The sequence below is a fragment of the Pyxidicoccus sp. MSG2 genome, assembly GCF_026626705.1.
Taxonomy (GTDB): domain Bacteria; phylum Myxococcota; class Myxococcia; order Myxococcales; family Myxococcaceae; genus Myxococcus.
The window spans coordinates 5,639,016-5,657,500 of record NZ_JAPNKC010000001.1 but is presented as its reverse complement, the minus strand read 5'-3'; the positions used below and the strand labels follow the sequence as shown (position 1 = coordinate 5,657,500).

The window sequence follows — 18,485 nt, the reverse complement described above, 5'->3', positions numbered from 1 at the left end:
TCGAGTCAACCGCTACTTGCTGACCCTTTCTACCGTCCTGCTCCCGGCGACTCCTTCTGGCTGCTGCTGCCCGCCAGCGGGTTCGTCGAGTGGGGCGCGGCTTCTACCACCGCCGCTCCGTGGATCAACCTATTTGGTCGAACCTTCGAATTTCTTCTGTCCGCCCCGGCGAGCCGCTGAGATCAGCCGTTCGTTCGAGGGGGCGCGGCTTCTACCACCACCGCGTTCAGGGTCAACACGCTTCGTCGACCTTTTTCTTCCCCCCATTCGCCACCCGGTAGAGGCACCAGGGCGTCGAGCGGAGGTTCAGTTACTAACGCTTCGTGACGAGGGCGTCAATTCCTCATGATCGAAGCCGCAGGTCACCCCGTCGCAATCGGGGATTTATGCAGCCCCTTCGTGGGTGGGAACCCCCTCCCCCAGGATGCGCCTTCCTCCAGCAAAATCCCCGGCTTACCGCTCGGGCAGCAACCAGGCGGGCCTTCTCAGGTGTCCAGTCCGGTCCGGGGGCTCGAGGGCTCTGGCTGATCTACCCCGCTGGGAGCTCCCGGCCGCCAGGAGGTACCGAAGAGCCAGTCCGAGAGCGGGACGGTGATGTTGAAGTTGTACCGCTGCATCTTCGAGGGGTCGTGGTGCGCCTGGTGGTGGCGCCGCAGCCGCGCCATCACCGGCAGCCGCGCCACGGGGTGCTCGGGCGGCAGGTGGTGGCAGAAGTGGAGCCACTCGTAGGTGAGGTAGTAGCCCACGGCCGAGGCCGCGAAGAGCCAGCCCACGTTCGGCGTGACGAGCGCGAAGCACAGCGCCGCCAGCGGAGCGGCGATGGCCCCCAGGAAGAAGAGCAACAGCACGGGGGGAAAGAGCACCATCTTCACGTCCCGGGCCGACTCGTAGGCGAGCGCCTCGTGGGTGAAGAAGCGGTGGTGCTGCTCGGTGTGTCGCTGGAAGAGCAGCCCCAGCCCCCGCCGGCGATGGTGCATGGGCCCGCGGTGACCGAGGAACTCCACGACGTTCCCCAGCAGGAAGACCGCGGGCACCGTCAGCCACTCCAGGGGACGCACCGTGTCCAGCCGGGAGAGCGAGAAGCCGATGGCCGCCAGCGCGCCCACGCTGGTGAAGGCGAAGTGCGCCCGTCCCGAGTAGCGCGGGCCCACGTACTTCCGGCGGTACTCCTCGCGGAAGGTCTTCACCCGCTCGGGAATGGTGAGTGTGGCCATGGCTTCCCCCCGGTGTCCCGGTCCTAGTCCTTCTGCCGGGCCTTCGCCTTCTGGAGCTTCTGCATCCGTCCCAGGATGAGCGTGCGCTTGAGGCTGGACAGGTGGTCCACGAAGACGTGCCCGTCCAGGTGGTCGATTTCGTGCTGCAGCACGTGGGCGAGCCGGCCTTCCGCCTCCAGCTCGTGCCACTCGCCCGTCCTGTCCTGGTAGCGCACCTTCACCCGGTGGAAGCGCGGGCACTTCTCCCACTCCCGGGGGACGGAGAGGCAGCCCTCCTCCATCGTCACGGGCTCCTTCTTCTCCAACAGCTGCGGGTTGACGATTTCGAAGGACGTACCGTCCTCGCGTCCCACCAACGCCACGCGCAGCGGCTCGCCGACCTGGTTGGCGGCGATGCCGATGCCCTCTGCTTCCTTCATCGACTCGGCCATCTCCTCCAGCAGCTTCTCGAGCGAGGGGCCAAAGTCCGTCACGGGCTTCGTGGGCGAGGTGAGTACCTTGTGGGGCCAGATGACGATGTCGCGAGCCATGGGCCCGAATCTGCCATGCACGCCCGGCCGCCGCCGCGCCATTCCGCATCCCAACGGTCCAGCGGCATACACCCCGGGCCACCGGCACGCCGGGCCCCGGAACCCTCCCCCCGGGGGAGCCGGGCCACCTCCCGCCTCCCCGGAAGGCTAGCGGGCCTCCGGGAGCAACGCGCAGTAGAGGGACGAGAAGGGCAGCGAGGCCCGCCGATACCGCACCTGGTTGCCCGACTCCGCCCACTCCAGCCACACCACGTGCGCCTGCGTTCCGCACCTCGAGGCGGCGATGGACGCCTCCCCCGAGTCCCCCGCCGCCGTGCGGCTCAGGTTCTCCGCGGCCCCCAGCGTCAGGCCGAAGCCCGCCGTGGCCCGCGTGTACACGTCCCGCTCGCCGAAGTAGCCCTCCGTCCAGACCAGCCGCACACCCGAACCCGCCGGAATCAGCCGCGCGTCCCGCGAGTCCGCCGCCGACGCACTCACATTCACCGGCGCGGCGAAGGTGGCGCCCCCGTCCAGGCTCATGGAGAGGTACACGTCCGACTCGTACCGCTCGGGTGTCTGGCCCACCCAGGACACGAACACCCTCGAGTCCCTCACCACGACTCTCGGGTCGAAGGCCATGGCCGGGGCCCGGCTCACCTTCACCTCCGAGCCGAAGGTGGCCCCCGCGTCCGAGCTCCTGCGCAGCCGCACCTCGCACGTGGGGAAGTCGCACTCGCTCCACACCACGTAGACGCTGTTGCCCAGCACCGCGAGCTCCTGCTGGTCGGACTCTGCGTCGGTGTCGGTGAGGCGGAGGATGGGCCCGAAGGTGACGCCTCCGTCCGTGCTGCGCCGGAAGAAGAGGTCCGAGCCATCGTTGGAGCCGCCGTCGTCCCACAGCACGTAGACGTTGTCCCCGCGCGCCGCCAGCTCGACGCCTCCGTAGCGGCGGTTCTCGCTCAGGACGTCGAGGTCCGCGAAGACGTGCCCCGCCACCGGGCTGCGGATGAAGAGGACGTCGCCCACCTCGTCCTCCACCGAGCGGTACCAGTGCATGTAGACGTGGTCGCCGCTGGCCGCGAGGCGCAGGCCACCCTCGGAGTAGCTCGTCAGCTCCAGCACGGGGCCGAAGGTGGCGCCGCCGTCATCGCTCGAGCGGAAGCGCAGGCCGCCCTCCACCCACGTCAGGTAGACGCGGTCGCCCTGCGCGAGCACGCGCACGTCGCGTGCCTCCTCCTCGGGAGTGACTCCGTCCTGGCTGAGGTTGTGCACCGTGCTGAAGGTGGCGCCGCCGTCCGCGCTGCGCCGGTAGCACACGTCCCCGGCCCCCGTGGCCGCGTCCACCCATGCCACGTGTACATCGGCGCCGAGCGCGGACACCCGCGGCTCCTGATAGCCCGCCGCCGTCATCGTCAGGCTGCGCGCCGGTGAGAAGACCTGCGCCCCGGCGCCTGCCGGCAGCACCGCCATCACCGCGGCCAGCAACGCCCCCACCGTGCCGCCGCGCTTCGGACTCCCCATGTGCCCCACCCCTCCCGACGTCGCACCATGCGGCGCTGTGTCGGGTGAGGTAAGGACGTGCCAACCGCCTGACAGCGTTCCCGGGGCCGCCTCCCGCCCGCAGGTGAACGCCTGACAGTTGGCGCGTGCGCACTGACAGGTCTGCTACACCTGTCCCATGCACCCGCACTCCCAGCTCATCACGGACTTCTACACCGCGTTCCAGAAGCGCGACGCGAAGGCCATGGCCGCCTGCTACCACCCCGACGCCGAGTTCTCCGACGAGGTCTTCGTCGGCCTGCGCCACGGTGGAGTCACCTCCATGTGGAGCATGCTCTGCGAGCGCGGCAAGGACCTGGAGCTCACCTTCCGCGACGTCCAGGCCGATGACCGCACCGGCCGCGCCCACTGGGACGCGCACTACACCTTCAGCGGCTCGGGCCGGAAGGTCATCAACCGCATCGACGCCGAATTCGAGTTCCGCGACGGGAAGATTGTCCGCCACCTCGACCGCTTCGACTTCCATGCGTGGTCACGTCAGGCCCTCGGGCTCATGGGGCTGCTGCTCGGGTGGACCCCGCTGCTGAAGAACAAGGTCCGTTCCCAGGCCCGAGCGGCGCTGGACAAGTACATGAAGGAGCGCGGCGTCCAGGGGCCGTGAGTCACCGCAGCGGCGCCACGTCCGGAGCCACCCAGCCGGCTCGCGCCGCCTGCGAGTCCAGCGTCTCCTTGCGGTAGTGCCGGTCCAGGAGGCGCGAGTCCGTCAGCTCCGGCCTCGCCTCCAGGAAGGCTTCGAAGGACGTGAGGCCCGGTGCCGCGTCGAGCCCTACCTGCACCAGTTCCGCCCAGGCCCGGGTGAGTGTCTCGTGGTACTTGCCCGTCGCTCCGAGCGCCGCCGCGTAGCGCTGGATGAGGCCGCGCACCCGCTCCAGTCCGGACTCGAAGCCGTGCTCGCGCAGGCACAGCCAGGCCAGCCGCACGTGCTCGCGGTGACGGAAGTCCGCGCCCGGGAATGTGGCCGCCTCCACCGCCGCGAGGAAGTCCGCGTCCGTCAACTGCCCCTGCTGCTTCGTTGCCGCCACTGCGCTCATCCGCCACCTCCCCGGGTGCGTGACTTCCGTTTCGGCGGCTCCGCCTCACCCGCCTCCGCGAGGGCCGCGAGCCCCTTCTTCAGTGCCTCCACGTCCCGCGCCGACAACCCCTCCAGCGCCGCGGCCTCCAGCGCCTCCAGGTGCCGGTGCACGCGGGTTGCCAGCGTCCGGCCCGACGCCGTCAGCGACACCTGGAACGAGCGCCGGTCCTCGGCACGCAGCTCCCTGCGCACCAGTCGCTTCGCCTCCAGCCGGTCCACGTAGCTGGTGAGCGTGGAGCGCTTGTGCGCGAAGGCCGCATGCAGCTCGCCCAGCGAGGTGTCCCCCACCTCCAGCAGGTACGCCAGCAGGTGGGCCTCGCCCTGGGACACGTCCAGCGGGGGCTCGGCTGCTTCGAGGAACAGGCCGATGCGGTGCGTGGCGCGGTGCACGTCCAGGACGAGGCGGAGCGGCTTCATGCTCCCCGCATAACACATGCTCCGATTTCGGAAGTTCCGAATTCGTAATAATCACCCCGCGAGCCTGGATGCTCTATCCTCCGGGCCCATGACGCCTCCCGCGAACGAGAACCTGGACGTGCTGGACCTCTGGCTCCTGGAGGTCGCCATGGAGCTGCCCACGCCCCTGCACATGCTCGCGGAGCCGAATCCCCACGTCGCGCTCCACATGCCGGATGACCCGCGCTTCTCCCGCGAGGAGCTGTGCGAGCGGCTGTCCTTCCTCTCCGAGCGCGGCTTCATCCGCGTGCACGAGATGCCGGATGGACTGGAGGAGCTGTACTCACCGGAACAGATTTCCCGCGCCATCGACGCGCGTCGGCCCCGCTCCTACTTCGGCTATTCGCTCACTCCTGAAGGCGGCGCCGCGTGGGAGCGGCAGGCCCGGCCCGACTGGAGCCGCTACGTCAACGCAGGGGAGGAGCCCACTCCCGACGGGGGCCCGGATGCGTGGGTCATCGAGGCCGCGAGCCCCGAGGCCGCCGAGGAGGAAGTGCGCTTCCACGAGACGCTCGGCGATGGGAACCAGCCCGTGCACGCGTCGAAGCGCGGCGAGGAACTGGTTCCGTGGCAGGTCACCTATTGGAAGACGCTGCCTCGCGGCTACCGGCTCCACTACACCACCGTGCCCGGGCCTCGCGACGTGCAGCGGATGATGTCCCTGCCGCCGCGGGCTCCCTGGTACACGCGCGCGCGGCTGTGACTCTTGCGTGCGGCGGGCTCACGCGGCTGCGGGCTCGAGGTGCTGGATGACCAGCGGACCCTGGCCCTCTTCACGGGCCAGCCTCGCCTTGCAGCGCAGGTTCCCCATCCAGTCGAGGAACCGCAGGTCCACCGCTCCGTCCTCGTGCAGCAACAGCGAGCCGTAGCCGTTGTTGCCCAGCTCCGGACGGACTCCCGTCCACTCGGGGAAGCGGGGGTTGGTCTCCAGGAAACGCAGCGGCGCGGGGGCGGTGCCTCCCGGCTCCACCCTGGGTATCGGCAGGCCTCCGTGTCCGAGGCTCGCTCCGACGAAGGGCAGCCCCGGTCCCCGGTCGAAGAGCGCTCCGTAGGGTGTGCTTCCCCAGCACCACAGGGCCACACGGGACTCGTCCACCACCAGCACCTTCAGGTCTTCCAGCAGGGGTGAGGCTCCCTTCACTCCGTACCGATACGGGGCTCCGTGACTCAGCAGGATGTTCACCGCTCCTCGCTGGCGTCCCTCCGCGAGCACCGTGTCCAGCCAGCCCAGCAGCTCCGCGTCCCGGTGCCGGCCCGGTTCGAAGGACGCCGTGTCCAGGCCGATGAGCTGGAAGCGCTCCGAGGCGACACAGAAGTAGCTGCCCTCCTGCACCTGGCGGGTCCTCGCGGCGCCCCGGCGCTCGTCCAGGTAGCGGAAGTAGGGCGAGCCTCCCGAGCGCATCTCCGCGCTCGCGTTCAGCGTCAGCAGTGTCGTCACCGGCAGGAGCGACTCCAGCGGCTCTGCCACGTGCGCGTCGAATTCTCCCTGCCGGCCCGCGTAGTACACACCGCCCAGGTGCACCGCGTACTCCAGGCGCTCGCCTCGCATGAGGAGCTGCCGGGCGAGGTAGCGCGCGGGGTATTCACCCGTGCCAAAGTCCGAGAAGAGGGCCACCTCCACGGGCTTCCCGGGCACGGAGGCGCGCAGGGGATAGCGGAAGCGGCTCGGGTGGCGCTCGCTGTCGTGTCTCCGGAAGGGGGCTTTCGGCACGGTGGCGCCTCGCAGCCACGCCTTGCCGGTGAAGAGCAGCCAGCCTCGCAGGTCCGCCACCGGCTCGAACTTCGTGCGCGACGGGTCGATGGGGATTTCGTCCGTCATCAGCGGGAAGCGGAAGTCCGGGGGCAACTGCACCGACGCCTTCGCTTGAAACGGCGGATGCCGCAGCGCCTGGAGTGCCGCCTCCGGCTCGCGCAGCGCCTGCTCCGCGTCCTGGAGCACTCGCGCGAAGTCGAGCTCCGATATCGGCGCGCCCAGGCTCTCGCGCGCCAAGCGCAGCACTTCCTCGGGCTCGCTCAGGAAACGGGCCCGCAGCGCATCGAGCTCTTCGGGCTCGAGCGGTGACAGCTCCTGCGCTTCCGCTCCGGCTTCCTGCTCGGGCCGGGGCTGCGACACCGGGCTGCGCCCGAGACGTGAGGCCGTTGGCGCCCGATATCCGAGCGCCGTGTAGAGCTCCATCCGCTTGCGGTCCATGGCGCGCATCATCGCCCGGTCCACCGACAGGCGGGAATGGTGCGTCGGTCCCATACCGAGCCTTCGCGGCGAGCCCGACGCCTGAGTCTACTGCTCGGCCGCGGCGGCGCGCTCGGCGGCGTCCCGCTCGTCCCACTCCTCGCGCTCCTCTCGCGCGTCACGGCGGCGGTCGTCACGGAAGGCGTACAGCGTGTAGTACGAGCCCGTCGCATACCCGGGCAGCTGGAACGGGTTGAACACGCTGGTGCTGGACACCGTGCCTCCCACGAAGCCTCGCGGCACTCCCACCAGCTGCAGCGCGCACCCCGCCAGCACCAGCCCCGCCTCCGGCACGTTGTTGCTCACCAGCGTGCACGTGCCCGACGCCGTGAAGCTCCCGTCCGGCAGGTTGAAGCGCGCGTAGAAGGGCACCTGCTGCCCCGGCGGGAAGGTGAAGTCCGTCAGCCTCACGCACGCCGTCGCCGAGCCCACCCGCTTGCGGCCCTCGAACACCACCTGCCCATCCCGGATGCTGTGCAGCGGCACGTAGACACTCCCGCCCAGCCGCACATTCACCGCGAAGGGCGCCGCCGCGCACACCGCCAGGTCCGGAGGCGACGCCGGGTCCTCCTCCGTGCGGAACTGGTACACCACCTCGCCGGCCTGGGCCTCGGAAGCCACCGACACCAGCGCCAGCATTCCCAGCACCACCACTGCACCACCCTGCATACGCGACATGGAGCTCTCCATCCGGACCGCGGGGTTGTTTCAGTCGCCTGGCGCGACACCTCCAGCGCACGGACACACCTCTCCCGTGCGCCCGCCCCTCCCCTTCTCGGGGACGAGGGACGTGAAGCCTCGAAGCACCGGGCCGCCCTACCTCTCCGGGCAGGCCCTTCCCACCTTCCGCCCCGTGAAGGGCGGGAGCCGCGCACCCTCGCGGGCCGCTACTGCCAGGACAGCGTGTACTCGGTGTCCAGCGGCCCCGTCTGCCGGCCGTGGACCTCCACCTGCTTGCCGCCCACCGCCTCGATGGCCGCCTGCAGCGTGCCCTCGTGGTAGGCCGGCGGCATGAAGTCTCGCTTCATGAAGAAGACGCCCGACTTGTCTCCCGTCCAGTTCACCCCGCGCTCGCCGTAGCTCACCGCCGCCCGGTAGCCCGCGTGCAGGTTGCCCACCAGTCGCTTCGGGCTGTCCGACGCCAGCAGCAACAGCGTCTTGCCCGCCGCCGACGACAGGAAGTCCTGCGTCGCCACCACGCCCATGCGCCGCAGCGCCCCGTTGAAGCCGCCGTACTTCGGCCCCATCAGGTGCGCCGCCGAGAAGGCCAGCCGCAGGAACGCCGCCACCGGGTAGTTGAAGAAGTCGATGAACTTCTTCTCCCCGCTCGCCGCCAGGCAGCGCTCCACCGCCGCATCGCCGCCCAGCACCTTCACCGCCGCCACCACGCCGTTGAAGAACAGCCCGCGCGCCGTGTCGTCCTTCGTGGCCATCGCCAGCCGCGTCTCCAGGTCCTTGGAGACGCTCGCATCGAGCCCTTCGACGGGTCTGCCCTTGTCGCTCATAGCCTCACCAATTGCGCGCCGTAGTGAATGTTCGCTCCCACCGCCGCCACCACCACCAGGTCACCACCGCCCAGCTTCACCCGCCCCGCTTCCAGGTCCTCCGCCATCAGGATGAGCATCCCCGCCGCGGAAGTGTTTCCGTACCGGTCCACGTTGCACGCCACCGCCTCGGGGGGCAGGCCGGCCCGGTCCACGAAGGCGTCCATCACCCGCTTGTTCGGCTGATGGAAATAGTAGCGCTTCACCTGCGCACGCATCTCCGGACGCGGGTCCAGAATCGTGTCGAGGCACTTCTGCATGTACTCCGGATAACTGCGGGCCACCTTGAAGCCGTCCACCACGAAGGCCATGTCCGCCGGGCGCATCCGCCCCGGCTGGTACGGCAGCTTCAGCACGCCGCCGCCCTTGCGGATGACCAGGTCCCCGTGCGCATTGCCCGAGAAGGAGGCGAGGATTCCAGTGCTCCCCGCCTCGCCCGGCTTCGACTGGAGCACCACGGCGCCCGCTCCGTCGCCGAAGACGTACATGGACAGGTAGCCCTGGAGCGCACGGCTGCGCCCCGGGCCGGGCGGCAGCTCGTCCGTGTACACCTCCCGGTTCACCAGCGGCGACGTGAAGGCCGAGGCCACCACCGCCACCGTGCGGAAGCGCCCGCCCTCCATCATCTTCTTCACCAAATCCAACACGTACGGCGTGCCACCGCAGCCGTCGTCCACCAGCAGCGCGAAGGCGTCCTCGCGCAGCTCCAGCCGCCGGTGCAGCTCCATGGCGTCGTGGTTGAAGTGGGGCGCGTCCGGCGTGCAGGTGACGACGAAGAGCGCGTCCAGCTCGCCCGCCGCCACCCCGGACTGCGCCAGCGCCTTCTTCAGCGCCACCTCGCACATGTCCGTGTTGGTGGCCGGGTAGAAGTGGCCGTCGTTCTCCGGCGGCGGCACCGCGCGGCCCGACACCTCGTCGATGTCCCAGAGGAAGCGCCGCTCGCGCACGCCAATCTTCTCTTCGATGCGCTCCGCCGGCCACCCGGGAATCGCCTTCGCGATGCGCGCATTGCTCACAATCCGTGAAGGAACGAAGGCACCCGCACCGACAACACAGACATTGGATGTCATTTCATGGCCCCGTCATTCCACAGCCAGAACGGATGGAAGGATTTCCCTGCCTTCATGCGGTTGAGCAGGATCCAGGCCACTTTCGAAGTCATTGAAATGACATTGATTCGGCACCATGGGGTGATTCACCCGTGAAGCATCATACGTCCGGGTGGGCAGATAAGTACCCAGACTTCCTGGAGTGAACACCTTACTTCAATAATGAAGTATCGGGAAATGAGAATGAAGCGCGGCCTGAGGGGCTTTCCCCTCTCAGTGAGCAGTTCATTCACCCGGGGTGTCGGCCCACACTCGCGAGGCCGCGATACACCGGGGTATTTGCGACGCTGAAGCCGTAGCGACTTCCCGCGTGGTGGCCTGGCGACTGCCACACCCGGTGATTGCCGCGACGGGCTCCGGTTGGATCTCCCCCCTTGGATAGGACGTCTTCCACCCCCACCCTTGAGTTCGCTTCCTGACGTGCGAGCCCCGTGCAAGGCTCCTCGGCACGGCAATGGCTCCGGGAACGGCCCCCTGGAGCGGGAGTCAGGCGGAATCGCGCGCGTGCTCACGTCCAGGTTCAACTCGCGCAGGTGGTGGCCGCTTGCGCGGCTCGTGCTCTTCGCCGTGGCCTACGGGGTCTCCGCCAGGTTGGGCGGGCTGCTCGTCCTTCCCCCCGAGCATGTGTCCGCGATGTGGCCTCCCAGCGGCGTGGCGCTCGCGGGGCTGCTGCTCACCCGGTACCGCGACTGGCCGGCCCTGCTGCTGGCGTCCCTCCTCGCGGGGACGTACGCCTTCCTCAAGGAGTGGGGAAAGCTGCCCGACGTGCTGGGTATCGCCGGGGGGAACCTCCTGGAGGCGGCGGTGGGGGCCTTCCTCCTGCGCAGGCTGGTGCGCTTCCGCCCCTCGCTGGACCGGGTGCGGGACGTGCTCGGGCTGATGGGGCTGGCGGCCCTGGGCAGCTGCGCGCTCGGCGCCACCGTGGGCGTGGGCCTGCTCATGACGCGCGTGCCGCTGGGGCCGCGGGACTTCTGGCCCACGTGGCGCGTGTTCTGGGTGGGCGATGCGATGGGCGTCCTGGTGGTGGCGCCGCTGCTGCTCACCTGGCTGACGGGCGGCACGGCCCGATGGACGCCCCGGCGCGGCGCGGAGCTGGCGGCGCTGCTGGTGTGCCTGGGCGTGGCCACGCACCTGGTGTTCCGCACCCCGCCCCCCACGGCCCCGGACACCGTCGCCTTCCACCCGATGACGTACCTGGCCTTCCCCTTCCTGCTGTGGGCCGCGCTGCGCTTCGAGGCCCGCGGCTCCTCCCTGGCCACCGCGGTGCTGTCCACCGTGGCCCTCTGGCACACGGCCCACGGCTGCGGCCCCTTCGCCCTGGCGGCATGGCACAACCTCAGCCTCGCCTACCTCCAGTCGTTCCTCGCCGCCGCCAGCATGTCCGGACTGCTGCTGGCCAGCGCGCTCGGCGAGCGGCGCCGCGCCCAGGACGAGGTGAGCCACCTGAATCAGGAGCTGCGCGACTCGCTGCGCACGTTGGCGACCACGCAGGCGGAGCTGGTGCGCAGCGAGCGCATGGCCGCGCTCGGAGAGCTGAGCGCCACCGTGGCCCACGAGGTGCGCAACCCGCTGGGCGCCATCTCCAACGCCGTGGCGGCGCTGCGCCGCCTGGCCCCCGACATGGTCGGCCCCGCGGGCACCATGCTGGACGTCATGGACGAGGAGGTGCAGCGGCTGGACCTCATCGTCAACGATTTGCTCGACTTCGCGCGCCCCATGAAGCCCCGGCTGCAGCCCCAGCCGCTGCCTCCCGTGGTGGAGGGCGCACTGAGCGCGTCCCTGCGCTCCGGCCCCGCGCACATCACCGTCTCCCACACCCTGGACGAGAGCCTGCCGCCCGTCGCCGTGGACCCGCAGCTGCTCCACGTGGCGCTCACCAACCTCTTCACCAATGCCATGCAGGCCATGCCCGGCGGCGGCACCCTCACCACGAAGCTCGAGCCCGACACGCACGCGGGCGCGCCCCATGCCCGGCTCACCATCTCCGATACCGGGCACGGCATGGCGCCCGAGGTGAGGGCGCGCATCTTCGAGCCCTTCTTCACCACGCGCGCCAGCGGCACCGGGCTGGGGCTCGCCATCGTCCGGCGCATCGTCGACAGCCACCATGGCGAGGTGTCCGTCCACAGCACCGTGGGCCAGGGCACCACCTTCACCGTGTGGCTGCCGTATGCCGGACAGGTGCCCGCGCCGGGGTGAGGGCTGCTCGCCCTCGTGCAGCCCTGCCCGGGAGCCTCACTCCCGAGGGAGCGGGCTGCCATCTGGACGCGGGCCGGTGCTACCGCGCGCCCCCCTCCGTCATCCGGAAGGGGGACGCGCCAGTGTTGCTCGCGTGACTCAGAACGGGATGTTGTCGTCGTCGCCCGGCGGAGGGATGTCGTCGTCCCCGAAGCCTCCGCTACCGCCCCGGCCGCCGCCTCCACCGCCGCCGTAGCTCTCGCCGCCGCCTCCACCACCGCCCTGCTGGCGTGCCATCTCCGCTTCGATGGCGGCCAGGAGCTGGCGCTCCTTGTCGTGCCAGCGCGACTTGCTCGGGTCATTCAGCGAGCGCCGCGCGCCGTTGGCGTAGAACTCCAGGTCTCCCATGCTCGCGCCCGAGACCGGGGCGCCCTTGCTGCGGCCGTAGTTGGGGAAGACCATTCCGTCTCCGCCACCACCGCCGCCGCCCGCCGGGGCCGCCGCACGGCGCGGAGCCGCGGCCGCCGCGTCCGGCGCGCTGCCAATCGACATCTCTCCCAGCTTCAGCGTGAAGCCCTCGGCGTTCTTGAACGCCGTGCCCACGCGCACCTGTTCCACACGTCCATCGGGACGCCGCACCGCCACGGTGACCGGATAGCCTTGCTCGCTCATGCGGCCCGAATCCCATTCCGCCCGGGCACTGTCAACGACGGCGCGCGCATGGATGTCCGGCATCTGGCCCGCTCGCCTGGACAGGAACGCGGGTTTCCCCCGGCCGCTTCACGGAAGGCCACTTTCGGCGGCCCGGCAGGACGAGGAGGACGGCCCTCCGGCGACGCCGCGGACTGGATGCTCCAGGTCCAGCATCACCGCCGGGACGTGACTGTCGCTGGGATGCGCCGACGGCCAGGACGCACGGGGGCCAGGACTCGCGGCCCACCGGAAACCGCCGGCCGCCGGGGGACACACGGGTGGCCGGGACGCGCTGACATGACAACCGGGAACCGTCGCCCGTCAGGACGCACGGTGGCCGGGACTCGCGGCGAACCGGGACGCGCTGCCTCACACCGGGTGGGCAGCGCTCACGGAAAGAGCGTTCCTCAGTGCAGGGACACCTTGTCGCCCTTGCCCTTCTTGCGCACCCACGCCTTGGGCTTGGGCGGCGCGGCGGGCGGGGGCGACCTCTTCGGCGTGGCCTCCTGCAGCGCCTTGCTCGCGGCACGCCCGCGCGGCAGCTTCACCTCACGCACGGACTGCGGCTTCGCGTCGTCCACCCACTCGGCGGGCCGGCGGTTGGTGCGCATCAGCAGCCGCAGCTTCTGGTAGTGCGCCGAGCAGTAGCCCTTCGAGCGGCTCGGACGCTTGCAGCCCATGACGGCGCAGGCCCGCGTGCCCTCCTCCGCTCGCGCGCGCTTCACCACCACCGGCGCCTTCGCCAGCGAGGCGCGGCCCGCGGCCCCGTCGACCAGCGGCCTGCCGCGCTTCGCGGCGCCGCGCTTCGCCTTCGCCGCGCCGCGCTTCGCCGCGGGCTCCGGAGTCACCAAGGGCGTGCGTACTCCCGCCATCGCGCCAAGACGACTGGTCAGCGGCGCCAGGCGGAACGTCGCCGAGCGCAGCAACTCCAGGGCATCCAGGCCTTCCTCCATGCGCTGCACCGCTGTCTGCAACGGTGCCAGCTTCGCCTGAAGCTCCTGCCGGAAGATGTCCCCAAGGGCTTTCGCAAGGTCCATTGCCCACAGGATACACGCCGACCCATGTCTCGGGCGTGAAATCCATTACAAACGTCACGTCAACGGTTGGCCAGCGGGCGAAGCCATACATCCTGCCCGGTCGGGCTGCCGCGGGAGCAACGCCCTCAGCCCCGGGCGCTGGGGGCCTTCGGAGCCACGGGCCGGGTCTCCGTCATCGAGTCCGTGGGATGCGTCACCTGACGCTCGGGCGGCAGGGTGGCCGCCGTCACGCCACAGGCGCGCAGCGCCATGGAAAGTGCCCACACGAGCAACAGTGTCGGAACGAACGGGTGACCCACGACCGCCTCCCAGCAAGGAACCTGCCCGACTCCAGAACGCACCCGATGGATTTCCTTGGAAAACGCCATCAGGCCGCTTCCTTCATACGTACGAGCCTATGGGTTCGGTCTGACGTGCCCGAGAGGGCAGGACACCCTCTGGCGAGGCGCGGGGAAGCCCTCGGGAGCCCGGTGCCCGGGACGGGCGGCAGGCGGCCCCCCGCGGCGGCGGCGTGGATGTTAAAGGAGGCGGGACATGACTCCGGTTCCCAACCCCGTCCGCTTCCGAGGCACCGATTCCTACCTGACCAACGAGGGCCTCCAGGCCGCCGTCAACTGCGCGTTGACGCTCCAGCGACCGCTGCTCGTGAAGGGGGAGCCCGGGACGGGCAAGACGCTGCTGGCCGAGGCCATTGCCCAGTCCCTGGGCCAGCGGCTGCTCACCTGGCACGTGAAGAGCACCACCCGCGCGCAGGACGGCCTCTACGTCTACGACACCGTGCAGCGCCTGTATGACTCGCGCTTCGGCGACGGCGACGTGCGCGACATCCGCCGCTACATCAAGATGGGCCCGCTGGGCGAGGCGTTCTCCGCCCCCGAGCGCGTGGTCCTCCTCATCGACGAGGTGGACAAGGCGGACCTCGAGTTCCCCAACGATTTGCTCCACGAGCTGGACCGGATGCGCTTCCGCGTCACCGAGACGGGCGACGAGGTGGCCGCGAAGCACCGCCCCGTGGTGGTGATTACGTCCAACAACGAGAAGGAGCTGCCGGACGCCTTCCTGCGCCGCTGCGTCTTCCACTTCATCGACTTCCCCGACGCGGAGCTCATGCGCCGCATCGTCGCCGTGCACCACCCCGGGCTGGAGGCCACGCTCACGGAGCAGGCGCTGAAGGTCTTCTACGAGCTGCGCGCCTTCACCCGCCTGCGCAAGCGGCCCTCCACCAGCGAGCTCATCGACTGGATTGCGGTGCTCAAGTCCCAGGGCGTCACCGACCTGAAGCTGGATGAGAACCTGCCCTTCCTGGGCGCCCTGCTGAAGAAGGAGCAGGACCTGGTCTCCGTGGCGGAGGCCTTCGGACGCGGCCGGCGTCCCCGGGCCTAAAGAGAGGACGGCGCCATGTTCCTGCCATTCTTCTACGAGCTGCGCAGGCGCGGGGTGAAGGTCGGCGCGCAGGAGGCGCTCGCGCTCGCGGGGGCGCTCCAGGCGGGCCTCCACGACAGCAGCCTGGACGGCTTCTACCATGTGGCACGCGCGCTCCTCGTCCACTCGGAGACGCAGCTCGACACGTTCGACCAGGCGTTCCTCGCGCACTTCAAGGGCGTGGAGACGGCGGGCCTGGAGCTGACGCAGGAGCTGCTGTCCTGGCTGGAGGAGGCTCGCGAGCGGCAGGACTTGAGCCCCGAGGAGCTGGCGCTGCTGGAGCAGCTGGACCCGGAGGAGATTCGCCGCATGTTCGAGGAGCGCCTGCGCGAGCAGCAGGAGCGCCACGACGGCGGCAACCGGTGGGTTGGCACCGGCGGCACGTCTCCCTTCGGCAATGGCGGCTTCGCTCGCGAGGGCATCCGCGTGGGCGGCAAGGGCGGCCGGCAGGGCGCGGCGCTGATGCAGGCGGGCGCACGGAAGTACGCGGGCTATCGCGATGACCTGGTGCTGGACACGCGGCAGCTCGCGGTGGCGCTGCGCAAGCTGCGGGCCTTCGCTCGCGACGGTGCTCCGGACGAGCTGGACGTGGACGAGTCCATCGCCGCCACCGCGAAGAACGCGGGCGAGCTGGAGGTGGTGGTTCGCCCGCCGCGCCGGCCCAACACGCGCGTGGTGCTGGCCATGGACGTGGGCGGCTCCATGGACCCGTACGCCGCGGTGATGAGCCGGCTGTTCAGCGCGGCGAGCCACGCGACGCACTTCAAGGAACTGCGCATCTATTACTTCCACAACTGCGTCTACGGAAAGCTCTACGCCACGCCCCAGCTCACCGGCGGCATGACGGTGCCGGAGCTGACCGCGCAGGTGGGCCGGCACCACAAGCTGGTCATGGTGGGCGACGCCTCCATGGCCCCGTACGAGCTGTCCATCCGCACCAACGCGGACGGGCAGTACAAGGCGGACGGGCTGGAAGGGCTGACGTGGATGATGCAGCTGGCCCAGCACTTCGAGCGCAACGTGTGGCTCAACCCCGAGCCGATGGGCACGTGGCGCTCGGGCACGATTTCCGTCCTGGCCCGCGTCTTCCCCATGTTCCCCCTCACCGTGGAGGGCCTGGGCGAGGCCGTGACACACCTGACGCGCGGGCGCACCGTGAAGGGCGTGGCGGCGCGGCGATAGGCGGGCCGCATTCCCCTGCCCCACGGGGCATGAATTCCCGTTGCCCCGTGGACTGCCGGACGGCCGGAGGGGCGGGCTCGCGTTTCGTGCGGCGTTCCGGCGTCGGTTACGGCATGGTGCGCCGCACGCGAGCGGGAACGCGAGGACACCATGACGACCGACAAGCAGGACGTGCTGGCCATCAACACCATCCGCACCCTGGCCATGGATGCGGTGCAGCAGGCCCACTCGGGCCACCCGGGGGCACCCATGTCCCTGGCCCCCGTGGCGTATCAGCTCTGGCAACAGGAGCTGCGCTACGACCCGTCCCACCCCATCTGGCCGGACCGCGACAGGTTCATCCTCTCCAACGGCCACGCCTCCATGCTGCTGTACGCGCTGCTCCACCTGTCCGGAGTGAAGCGCGTCACCCGGGAATACACCGTCGAGGACGCCCCCACCGTCTCGCTCGACGACATCAAGAAGTTCCGTCAGCTCGACTCGTCCACCCCCGGCCACCCGGAGTACCGGTGGACCAGCGGCGTGGAGACCACCACCGGCCCCCTGGGCCAGGGCGTCTCCAACAGTGTGGGCATGGCCATCGCCAGCCGGTGGCTCTCCGGGCACTTCAACCGCCCCGGCTTCGAGATGTTCAGCTACGACGTCTACGCCATCTGCGGTGACGGAGACTTGATGGAGGGCGTCGCCTCCGAGGCGGCCTCCGTCGCCGGCCACCTCCAGCTGCCCAACCTCTGCTGGATCTACGACTCCAACCACATCTCCATCGACGGCAGCACCGACCTCGCCTTCACCGAGGACGTGGGCCGCCGCTTCGAGGGCTACGGCTGGCGCGTGCTCCGCGTGGCCGACGCCAACGACCTCACCGCCATGGGCGAGGCCCTGCGCACCTTCAAGACGTTGCGCGGCAAGCCCACGCTCATCATCGTGACGACGCAGATTGCCTTCGGCGCGCCCAAGCTCCAGGGCTCCGCGAAGGCCCACGGCGAGCCGCTGGGCGAAGAGGAAATCAAGGGCGCCAAGCGCAACTACGGCTGGCCCGAGGACGCGAAGTTCCTCGTCCCCGACGGAGTGCGCGAGCGCTTCCAGGAGCGCATGGGCAACCGCGGCAAGCAGCTGCGCACCGAGTGGATGCAGCGCTTCGAGGAGTACCGCAAGCAGTTCCCCGACCTGGCCGACCAGCTGGAGCGCATGCAGCGCCGGGACACGCCCAAGGGCTGGGACTCGGAGCTGCCGACGTTCCCCGCCGACGCCAAGGGCATGGCCACCCGCGAGTCCAGCGGCAAGGTGCTCAACGCCGTCGCGAAGCACTACCCGTGGCTGGTGGGCGGCTCCGCGGACCTCAACCCGTCCACGAAGACGTACATCACCGGCTCGGAGTCGATGAAGCCCGGGGAGTACGCCGGCCGCAACATCCACTTCGGCGTGCGCGAGCACGCGATGGGCTCCATCGTCAACGGCCTGTGCCTGAGCAAGCTGCGCGGCTACGGCGCCACGTTCCTCATCTTCAGTGACTACCAGCGCCCCGCCATCCGCCTGTCCGCGCTGATGGAGCTGCCCGCGCTGCACATCTTCACGCACGACTCCATCGGCCTGGGCGAGGACGGGCCCACGCACCAGCCGGTGGAGCAGCTCGCTTCCCTGCGCGCGATTCCGGGCATCATCGTGATGCGCCCCGGTGACGCGAACGAGGTGGTGGAGGCGTGGCGGGTGATTGGTGAGCAGCGCAAGCACCCGGTGGTGCTCGTGCTCACGCGGCAGGCGGTGCCCACGCTGGACCGGAGCAAGTACGGCGCGGCGTCCGGCGTGAGGCGCGGTGGCTACGTGCTCGCGGACGCGGAGGGCGGCAAGCCGGAGCTCATCCTCATCGGCACGGGCAGCGAGGTGTCGCTGGTCCTGGACGCGCACGAGAAGCTCAAGGCCGAGGGCATCAAGTCCCGCGTGGTGAGCCTGCCGTCGTGGGAGCTGTTCGAGCAGCAGCCCCAGGAGTACCAGGACAGCGTGCTGCCTCCGAACGTGAAGGCCCGCGTCGCGGTGGAGAAGGCCGCCGCCTTCGGCTGGGAGCGCTGGGTGGGGCTCTCCGGCGACGTCGTCGCCATGCGCAGCTTCGGCGCGTCCGCCCCCATCAAGGACCTGCAGCAGAAGTTCGGCTTCACCGTGGACAACGTGGTGCAGGTGTCCAAGGCCACGCTGGCGAAGGCGAAGAAGTAGGCGCTCACGCCCGCTGAAAAAGACAGGGCCTCGGACCATCCCCCAACGGTCCGAGGCCCTCGCATTTTGTA

18 protein-coding genes are annotated in these 18,485 nt (G+C 70.0%); 6 read left to right on the top strand and 12 right to left on the bottom strand.

All coding sequences use genetic code 11. The annotated features are described in order from the left end of the window. Positions 1 to 485: 485 nt before the first annotated feature. From OV427_RS22005 to OV427_RS21995, 3 genes are all read right to left on the bottom strand, one after another. Positions 486 to 1,214: a sterol desaturase family protein gene (locus OV427_RS22005; RefSeq protein ID WP_267858111.1), complete on the bottom strand. Its 729-nt coding sequence runs from the start codon at positions 1,212 to 1,214 to the stop codon at positions 486 to 488. Between the two features lie 23 nt (positions 1,215 to 1,237). Further along, positions 1,238 to 1,744 (bottom strand): peptide deformylase, encoded by a 507-nt coding sequence (gene def / locus OV427_RS22000; RefSeq protein WP_267858110.1) that lies wholly within the window; start codon positions 1,742 to 1,744, stop codon positions 1,238 to 1,240. 147 nt (positions 1,745 to 1,891) lie between these two features. Then, positions 1,892 to 3,244 (bottom strand): sialidase family protein, encoded by a 1,353-nt coding sequence (locus OV427_RS21995; RefSeq protein ID WP_267858109.1) that lies wholly within the window; start codon positions 3,242 to 3,244, stop codon positions 1,892 to 1,894. 157 nt (positions 3,245 to 3,401) lie between these two features. Between OV427_RS21995 and OV427_RS21990 the strand changes: the two genes are divergently transcribed. After that, positions 3,402 to 3,884 carry a nuclear transport factor 2 family protein gene (locus tag OV427_RS21990; protein ID WP_267858108.1) on the top strand — a complete coding sequence of 161 codons (483 nt, stop codon included), beginning with the start codon at positions 3,402 to 3,404 and terminating at the stop codon, positions 3,882 to 3,884. Between the two features lies 1 nt (position 3,885). Here the strand turns inward: OV427_RS21990 and OV427_RS21985 are convergent, their stop codons facing one another. Both OV427_RS21985 and OV427_RS21980 read right to left on the bottom strand, forming a co-directional pair. After that, positions 3,886 to 4,314, bottom strand: coding sequence for a hypothetical protein (locus OV427_RS21985; protein WP_267858107.1), 429 nt, complete (start codon positions 4,312 to 4,314; stop codon positions 3,886 to 3,888). Beyond that, positions 4,311 to 4,772: a MarR family winged helix-turn-helix transcriptional regulator gene (locus OV427_RS21980; RefSeq protein WP_267858106.1), complete on the bottom strand. Its 462-nt coding sequence runs from the start codon at positions 4,770 to 4,772 to the stop codon at positions 4,311 to 4,313. The genes OV427_RS21985 and OV427_RS21980 overlap by 4 nt, the downstream gene beginning before the upstream one ends. A gap of 88 nt (positions 4,773 to 4,860) precedes the next feature. On the opposite strand from OV427_RS21980, the gene OV427_RS21975 reads away from it, so the two are divergent. Continuing rightward, positions 4,861 to 5,514, top strand: a complete 654-nt coding sequence (locus tag OV427_RS21975) for a hypothetical protein (protein ID WP_267858105.1) — start codon at positions 4,861 to 4,863, stop codon at positions 5,512 to 5,514. An 18-nt stretch (positions 5,515 to 5,532) separates the two neighbouring features. Here OV427_RS21975 and OV427_RS21970 read toward each other — a convergent pair whose 3' ends face one another. The 4 genes from OV427_RS21970 to OV427_RS21955 form a co-directional block, all read right to left on the bottom strand. Continuing rightward, positions 5,533 to 7,056, bottom strand: a complete 1,524-nt coding sequence (locus OV427_RS21970) for a hypothetical protein (protein WP_267858104.1) — start codon at positions 7,054 to 7,056, stop codon at positions 5,533 to 5,535. Positions 7,057 to 7,089: 33 nt separating this feature from the next. After that, a complete protein-coding gene (locus OV427_RS21965) occupies positions 7,090 to 7,719 on the bottom strand; it encodes a hypothetical protein (protein WP_267858103.1) in 630 nt (209 codons plus the stop codon). A gap of 209 nt (positions 7,720 to 7,928) precedes the next feature. Beyond that, positions 7,929 to 8,546, bottom strand: coding sequence for a DUF2378 family protein (locus OV427_RS21960; protein WP_267858102.1), 618 nt, complete (start codon positions 8,544 to 8,546; stop codon positions 7,929 to 7,931). Further along, on the bottom strand, positions 8,543 to 9,655 hold the full coding sequence (locus OV427_RS21955; RefSeq protein WP_267858101.1) for a 3-oxoacyl-ACP synthase III family protein: 1,113 nt from the start codon (positions 9,653 to 9,655) through the stop codon (positions 8,543 to 8,545). The genes OV427_RS21960 and OV427_RS21955 overlap by 4 nt, the downstream gene beginning before the upstream one ends. Before the next feature lie 543 nt (positions 9,656 to 10,198). Between OV427_RS21955 and OV427_RS21950 the strand changes: the two genes are divergently transcribed. Further along, positions 10,199 to 11,893: an MASE1 domain-containing protein gene (locus tag OV427_RS21950; RefSeq protein ID WP_267858100.1), complete on the top strand. Its 1,695-nt coding sequence runs from the start codon at positions 10,199 to 10,201 to the stop codon at positions 11,891 to 11,893. Positions 11,894 to 12,031: 138 nt separating this feature from the next. Here the strand turns inward: OV427_RS21950 and OV427_RS21945 are convergent, their stop codons facing one another. From OV427_RS21945 to OV427_RS21935, 3 genes are all read right to left on the bottom strand, one after another. Beyond that, positions 12,032 to 12,544 carry a hypothetical protein gene (locus OV427_RS21945; protein WP_267858099.1) on the bottom strand — a complete coding sequence of 171 codons (513 nt, stop codon included), beginning with the start codon at positions 12,542 to 12,544 and terminating at the stop codon, positions 12,032 to 12,034. Positions 12,545 to 12,972: 428 nt separating this feature from the next. Then, a complete protein-coding gene (locus tag OV427_RS21940) occupies positions 12,973 to 13,602 on the bottom strand; it encodes a vegetative protein (protein ID WP_267858098.1) in 630 nt (209 codons plus the stop codon). Positions 13,603 to 13,727: 125 nt separating this feature from the next. After that, the gene (locus OV427_RS21935) at positions 13,728 to 13,901 is read right to left on the bottom strand and encodes a hypothetical protein (RefSeq protein WP_267858097.1); all 174 of its coding nucleotides are present in this window, start codon (positions 13,899 to 13,901) and stop codon (positions 13,728 to 13,730) included. Between the two features lie 235 nt (positions 13,902 to 14,136). On the opposite strand from OV427_RS21935, the gene OV427_RS21930 reads away from it, so the two are divergent. The 3 genes from OV427_RS21930 (at position 14,137) to tkt (ending at position 18,414) form a co-directional block, all read left to right on the top strand. Then, a complete protein-coding gene (locus tag OV427_RS21930; RefSeq protein WP_163999074.1) occupies positions 14,137 to 14,985 on the top strand; it encodes an AAA family ATPase in 849 nt (282 codons plus the stop codon). 15 nt (positions 14,986 to 15,000) lie between these two features. Beyond that, positions 15,001 to 16,206 (top strand): vWA domain-containing protein, encoded by a 1,206-nt coding sequence (locus OV427_RS21925; protein WP_267858096.1) that lies wholly within the window; start codon positions 15,001 to 15,003, stop codon positions 16,204 to 16,206. 150 nt (positions 16,207 to 16,356) lie between these two features. Next, entirely contained in the window at positions 16,357 to 18,414 is a 2,058-nt protein-coding gene (tkt, locus tag OV427_RS21920) for a transketolase (protein ID WP_267858095.1), read from the top strand. The last annotated feature ends 71 nt before the right edge of the window (positions 18,415 to 18,485 follow it).

Excerpts from the sequence above, each read along its gene's own strand:
- def (WP_267858110.1), bottom strand. The coding sequence starts at position 1,744 with ATGGCTCGCGACATCGTCATCTGGCCCCACAAGGTACTCACCTCGCCC.
- OV427_RS21980 (WP_267858106.1), bottom strand. The coding sequence starts at position 4,772 with ATGAAGCCGCTCCGCCTCGTCCTGGACGTGCACCGCGCCACGCACCGC.
- OV427_RS21990 (WP_267858108.1), top strand. The coding sequence starts at position 3,402 with ATGCACCCGCACTCCCAGCTCATCACGGACTTCTACACCGCGTTCCAG.
- OV427_RS21940 (WP_267858098.1), bottom strand. The coding sequence starts at position 13,602 with ATGGACCTTGCGAAAGCCCTTGGGGACATCTTCCGGCAGGAGCTTCAG.
- tkt (WP_267858095.1), top strand. The coding sequence starts at position 16,357 with ATGACGACCGACAAGCAGGACGTGCTGGCCATCAACACCATCCGCACC.
- OV427_RS21975 (WP_267858105.1), top strand. The coding sequence starts at position 4,861 with ATGACGCCTCCCGCGAACGAGAACCTGGACGTGCTGGACCTCTGGCTC.
- OV427_RS21960 (WP_267858102.1), bottom strand. The coding sequence starts at position 8,546 with ATGAGCGACAAGGGCAGACCCGTCGAAGGGCTCGATGCGAGCGTCTCC.
- OV427_RS21955 (WP_267858101.1), bottom strand. The coding sequence starts at position 9,655 with ATGACATCCAATGTCTGTGTTGTCGGTGCGGGTGCCTTCGTTCCTTCA.
- OV427_RS21945 (WP_267858099.1), bottom strand. The coding sequence starts at position 12,544 with ATGAGCGAGCAAGGCTATCCGGTCACCGTGGCGGTGCGGCGTCCCGAT.
- OV427_RS21985 (WP_267858107.1), bottom strand. The coding sequence starts at position 4,314 with ATGAGCGCAGTGGCGGCAACGAAGCAGCAGGGGCAGTTGACGGACGCG.
- OV427_RS21930 (WP_163999074.1), top strand. The coding sequence starts at position 14,137 with ATGACTCCGGTTCCCAACCCCGTCCGCTTCCGAGGCACCGATTCCTAC.
- OV427_RS21965 (WP_267858103.1), bottom strand. The coding sequence starts at position 7,719 with ATGTCGCGTATGCAGGGTGGTGCAGTGGTGGTGCTGGGAATGCTGGCG.
- OV427_RS21970 (WP_267858104.1), bottom strand. The coding sequence starts at position 7,056 with ATGGGACCGACGCACCATTCCCGCCTGTCGGTGGACCGGGCGATGATG.
- OV427_RS22005 (WP_267858111.1), bottom strand. The coding sequence starts at position 1,214 with ATGGCCACACTCACCATTCCCGAGCGGGTGAAGACCTTCCGCGAGGAG.
- OV427_RS21995 (WP_267858109.1), bottom strand. The coding sequence starts at position 3,244 with ATGGGGAGTCCGAAGCGCGGCGGCACGGTGGGGGCGTTGCTGGCCGCG.
- OV427_RS21925 (WP_267858096.1), top strand. The coding sequence starts at position 15,001 with ATGTTCCTGCCATTCTTCTACGAGCTGCGCAGGCGCGGGGTGAAGGTC.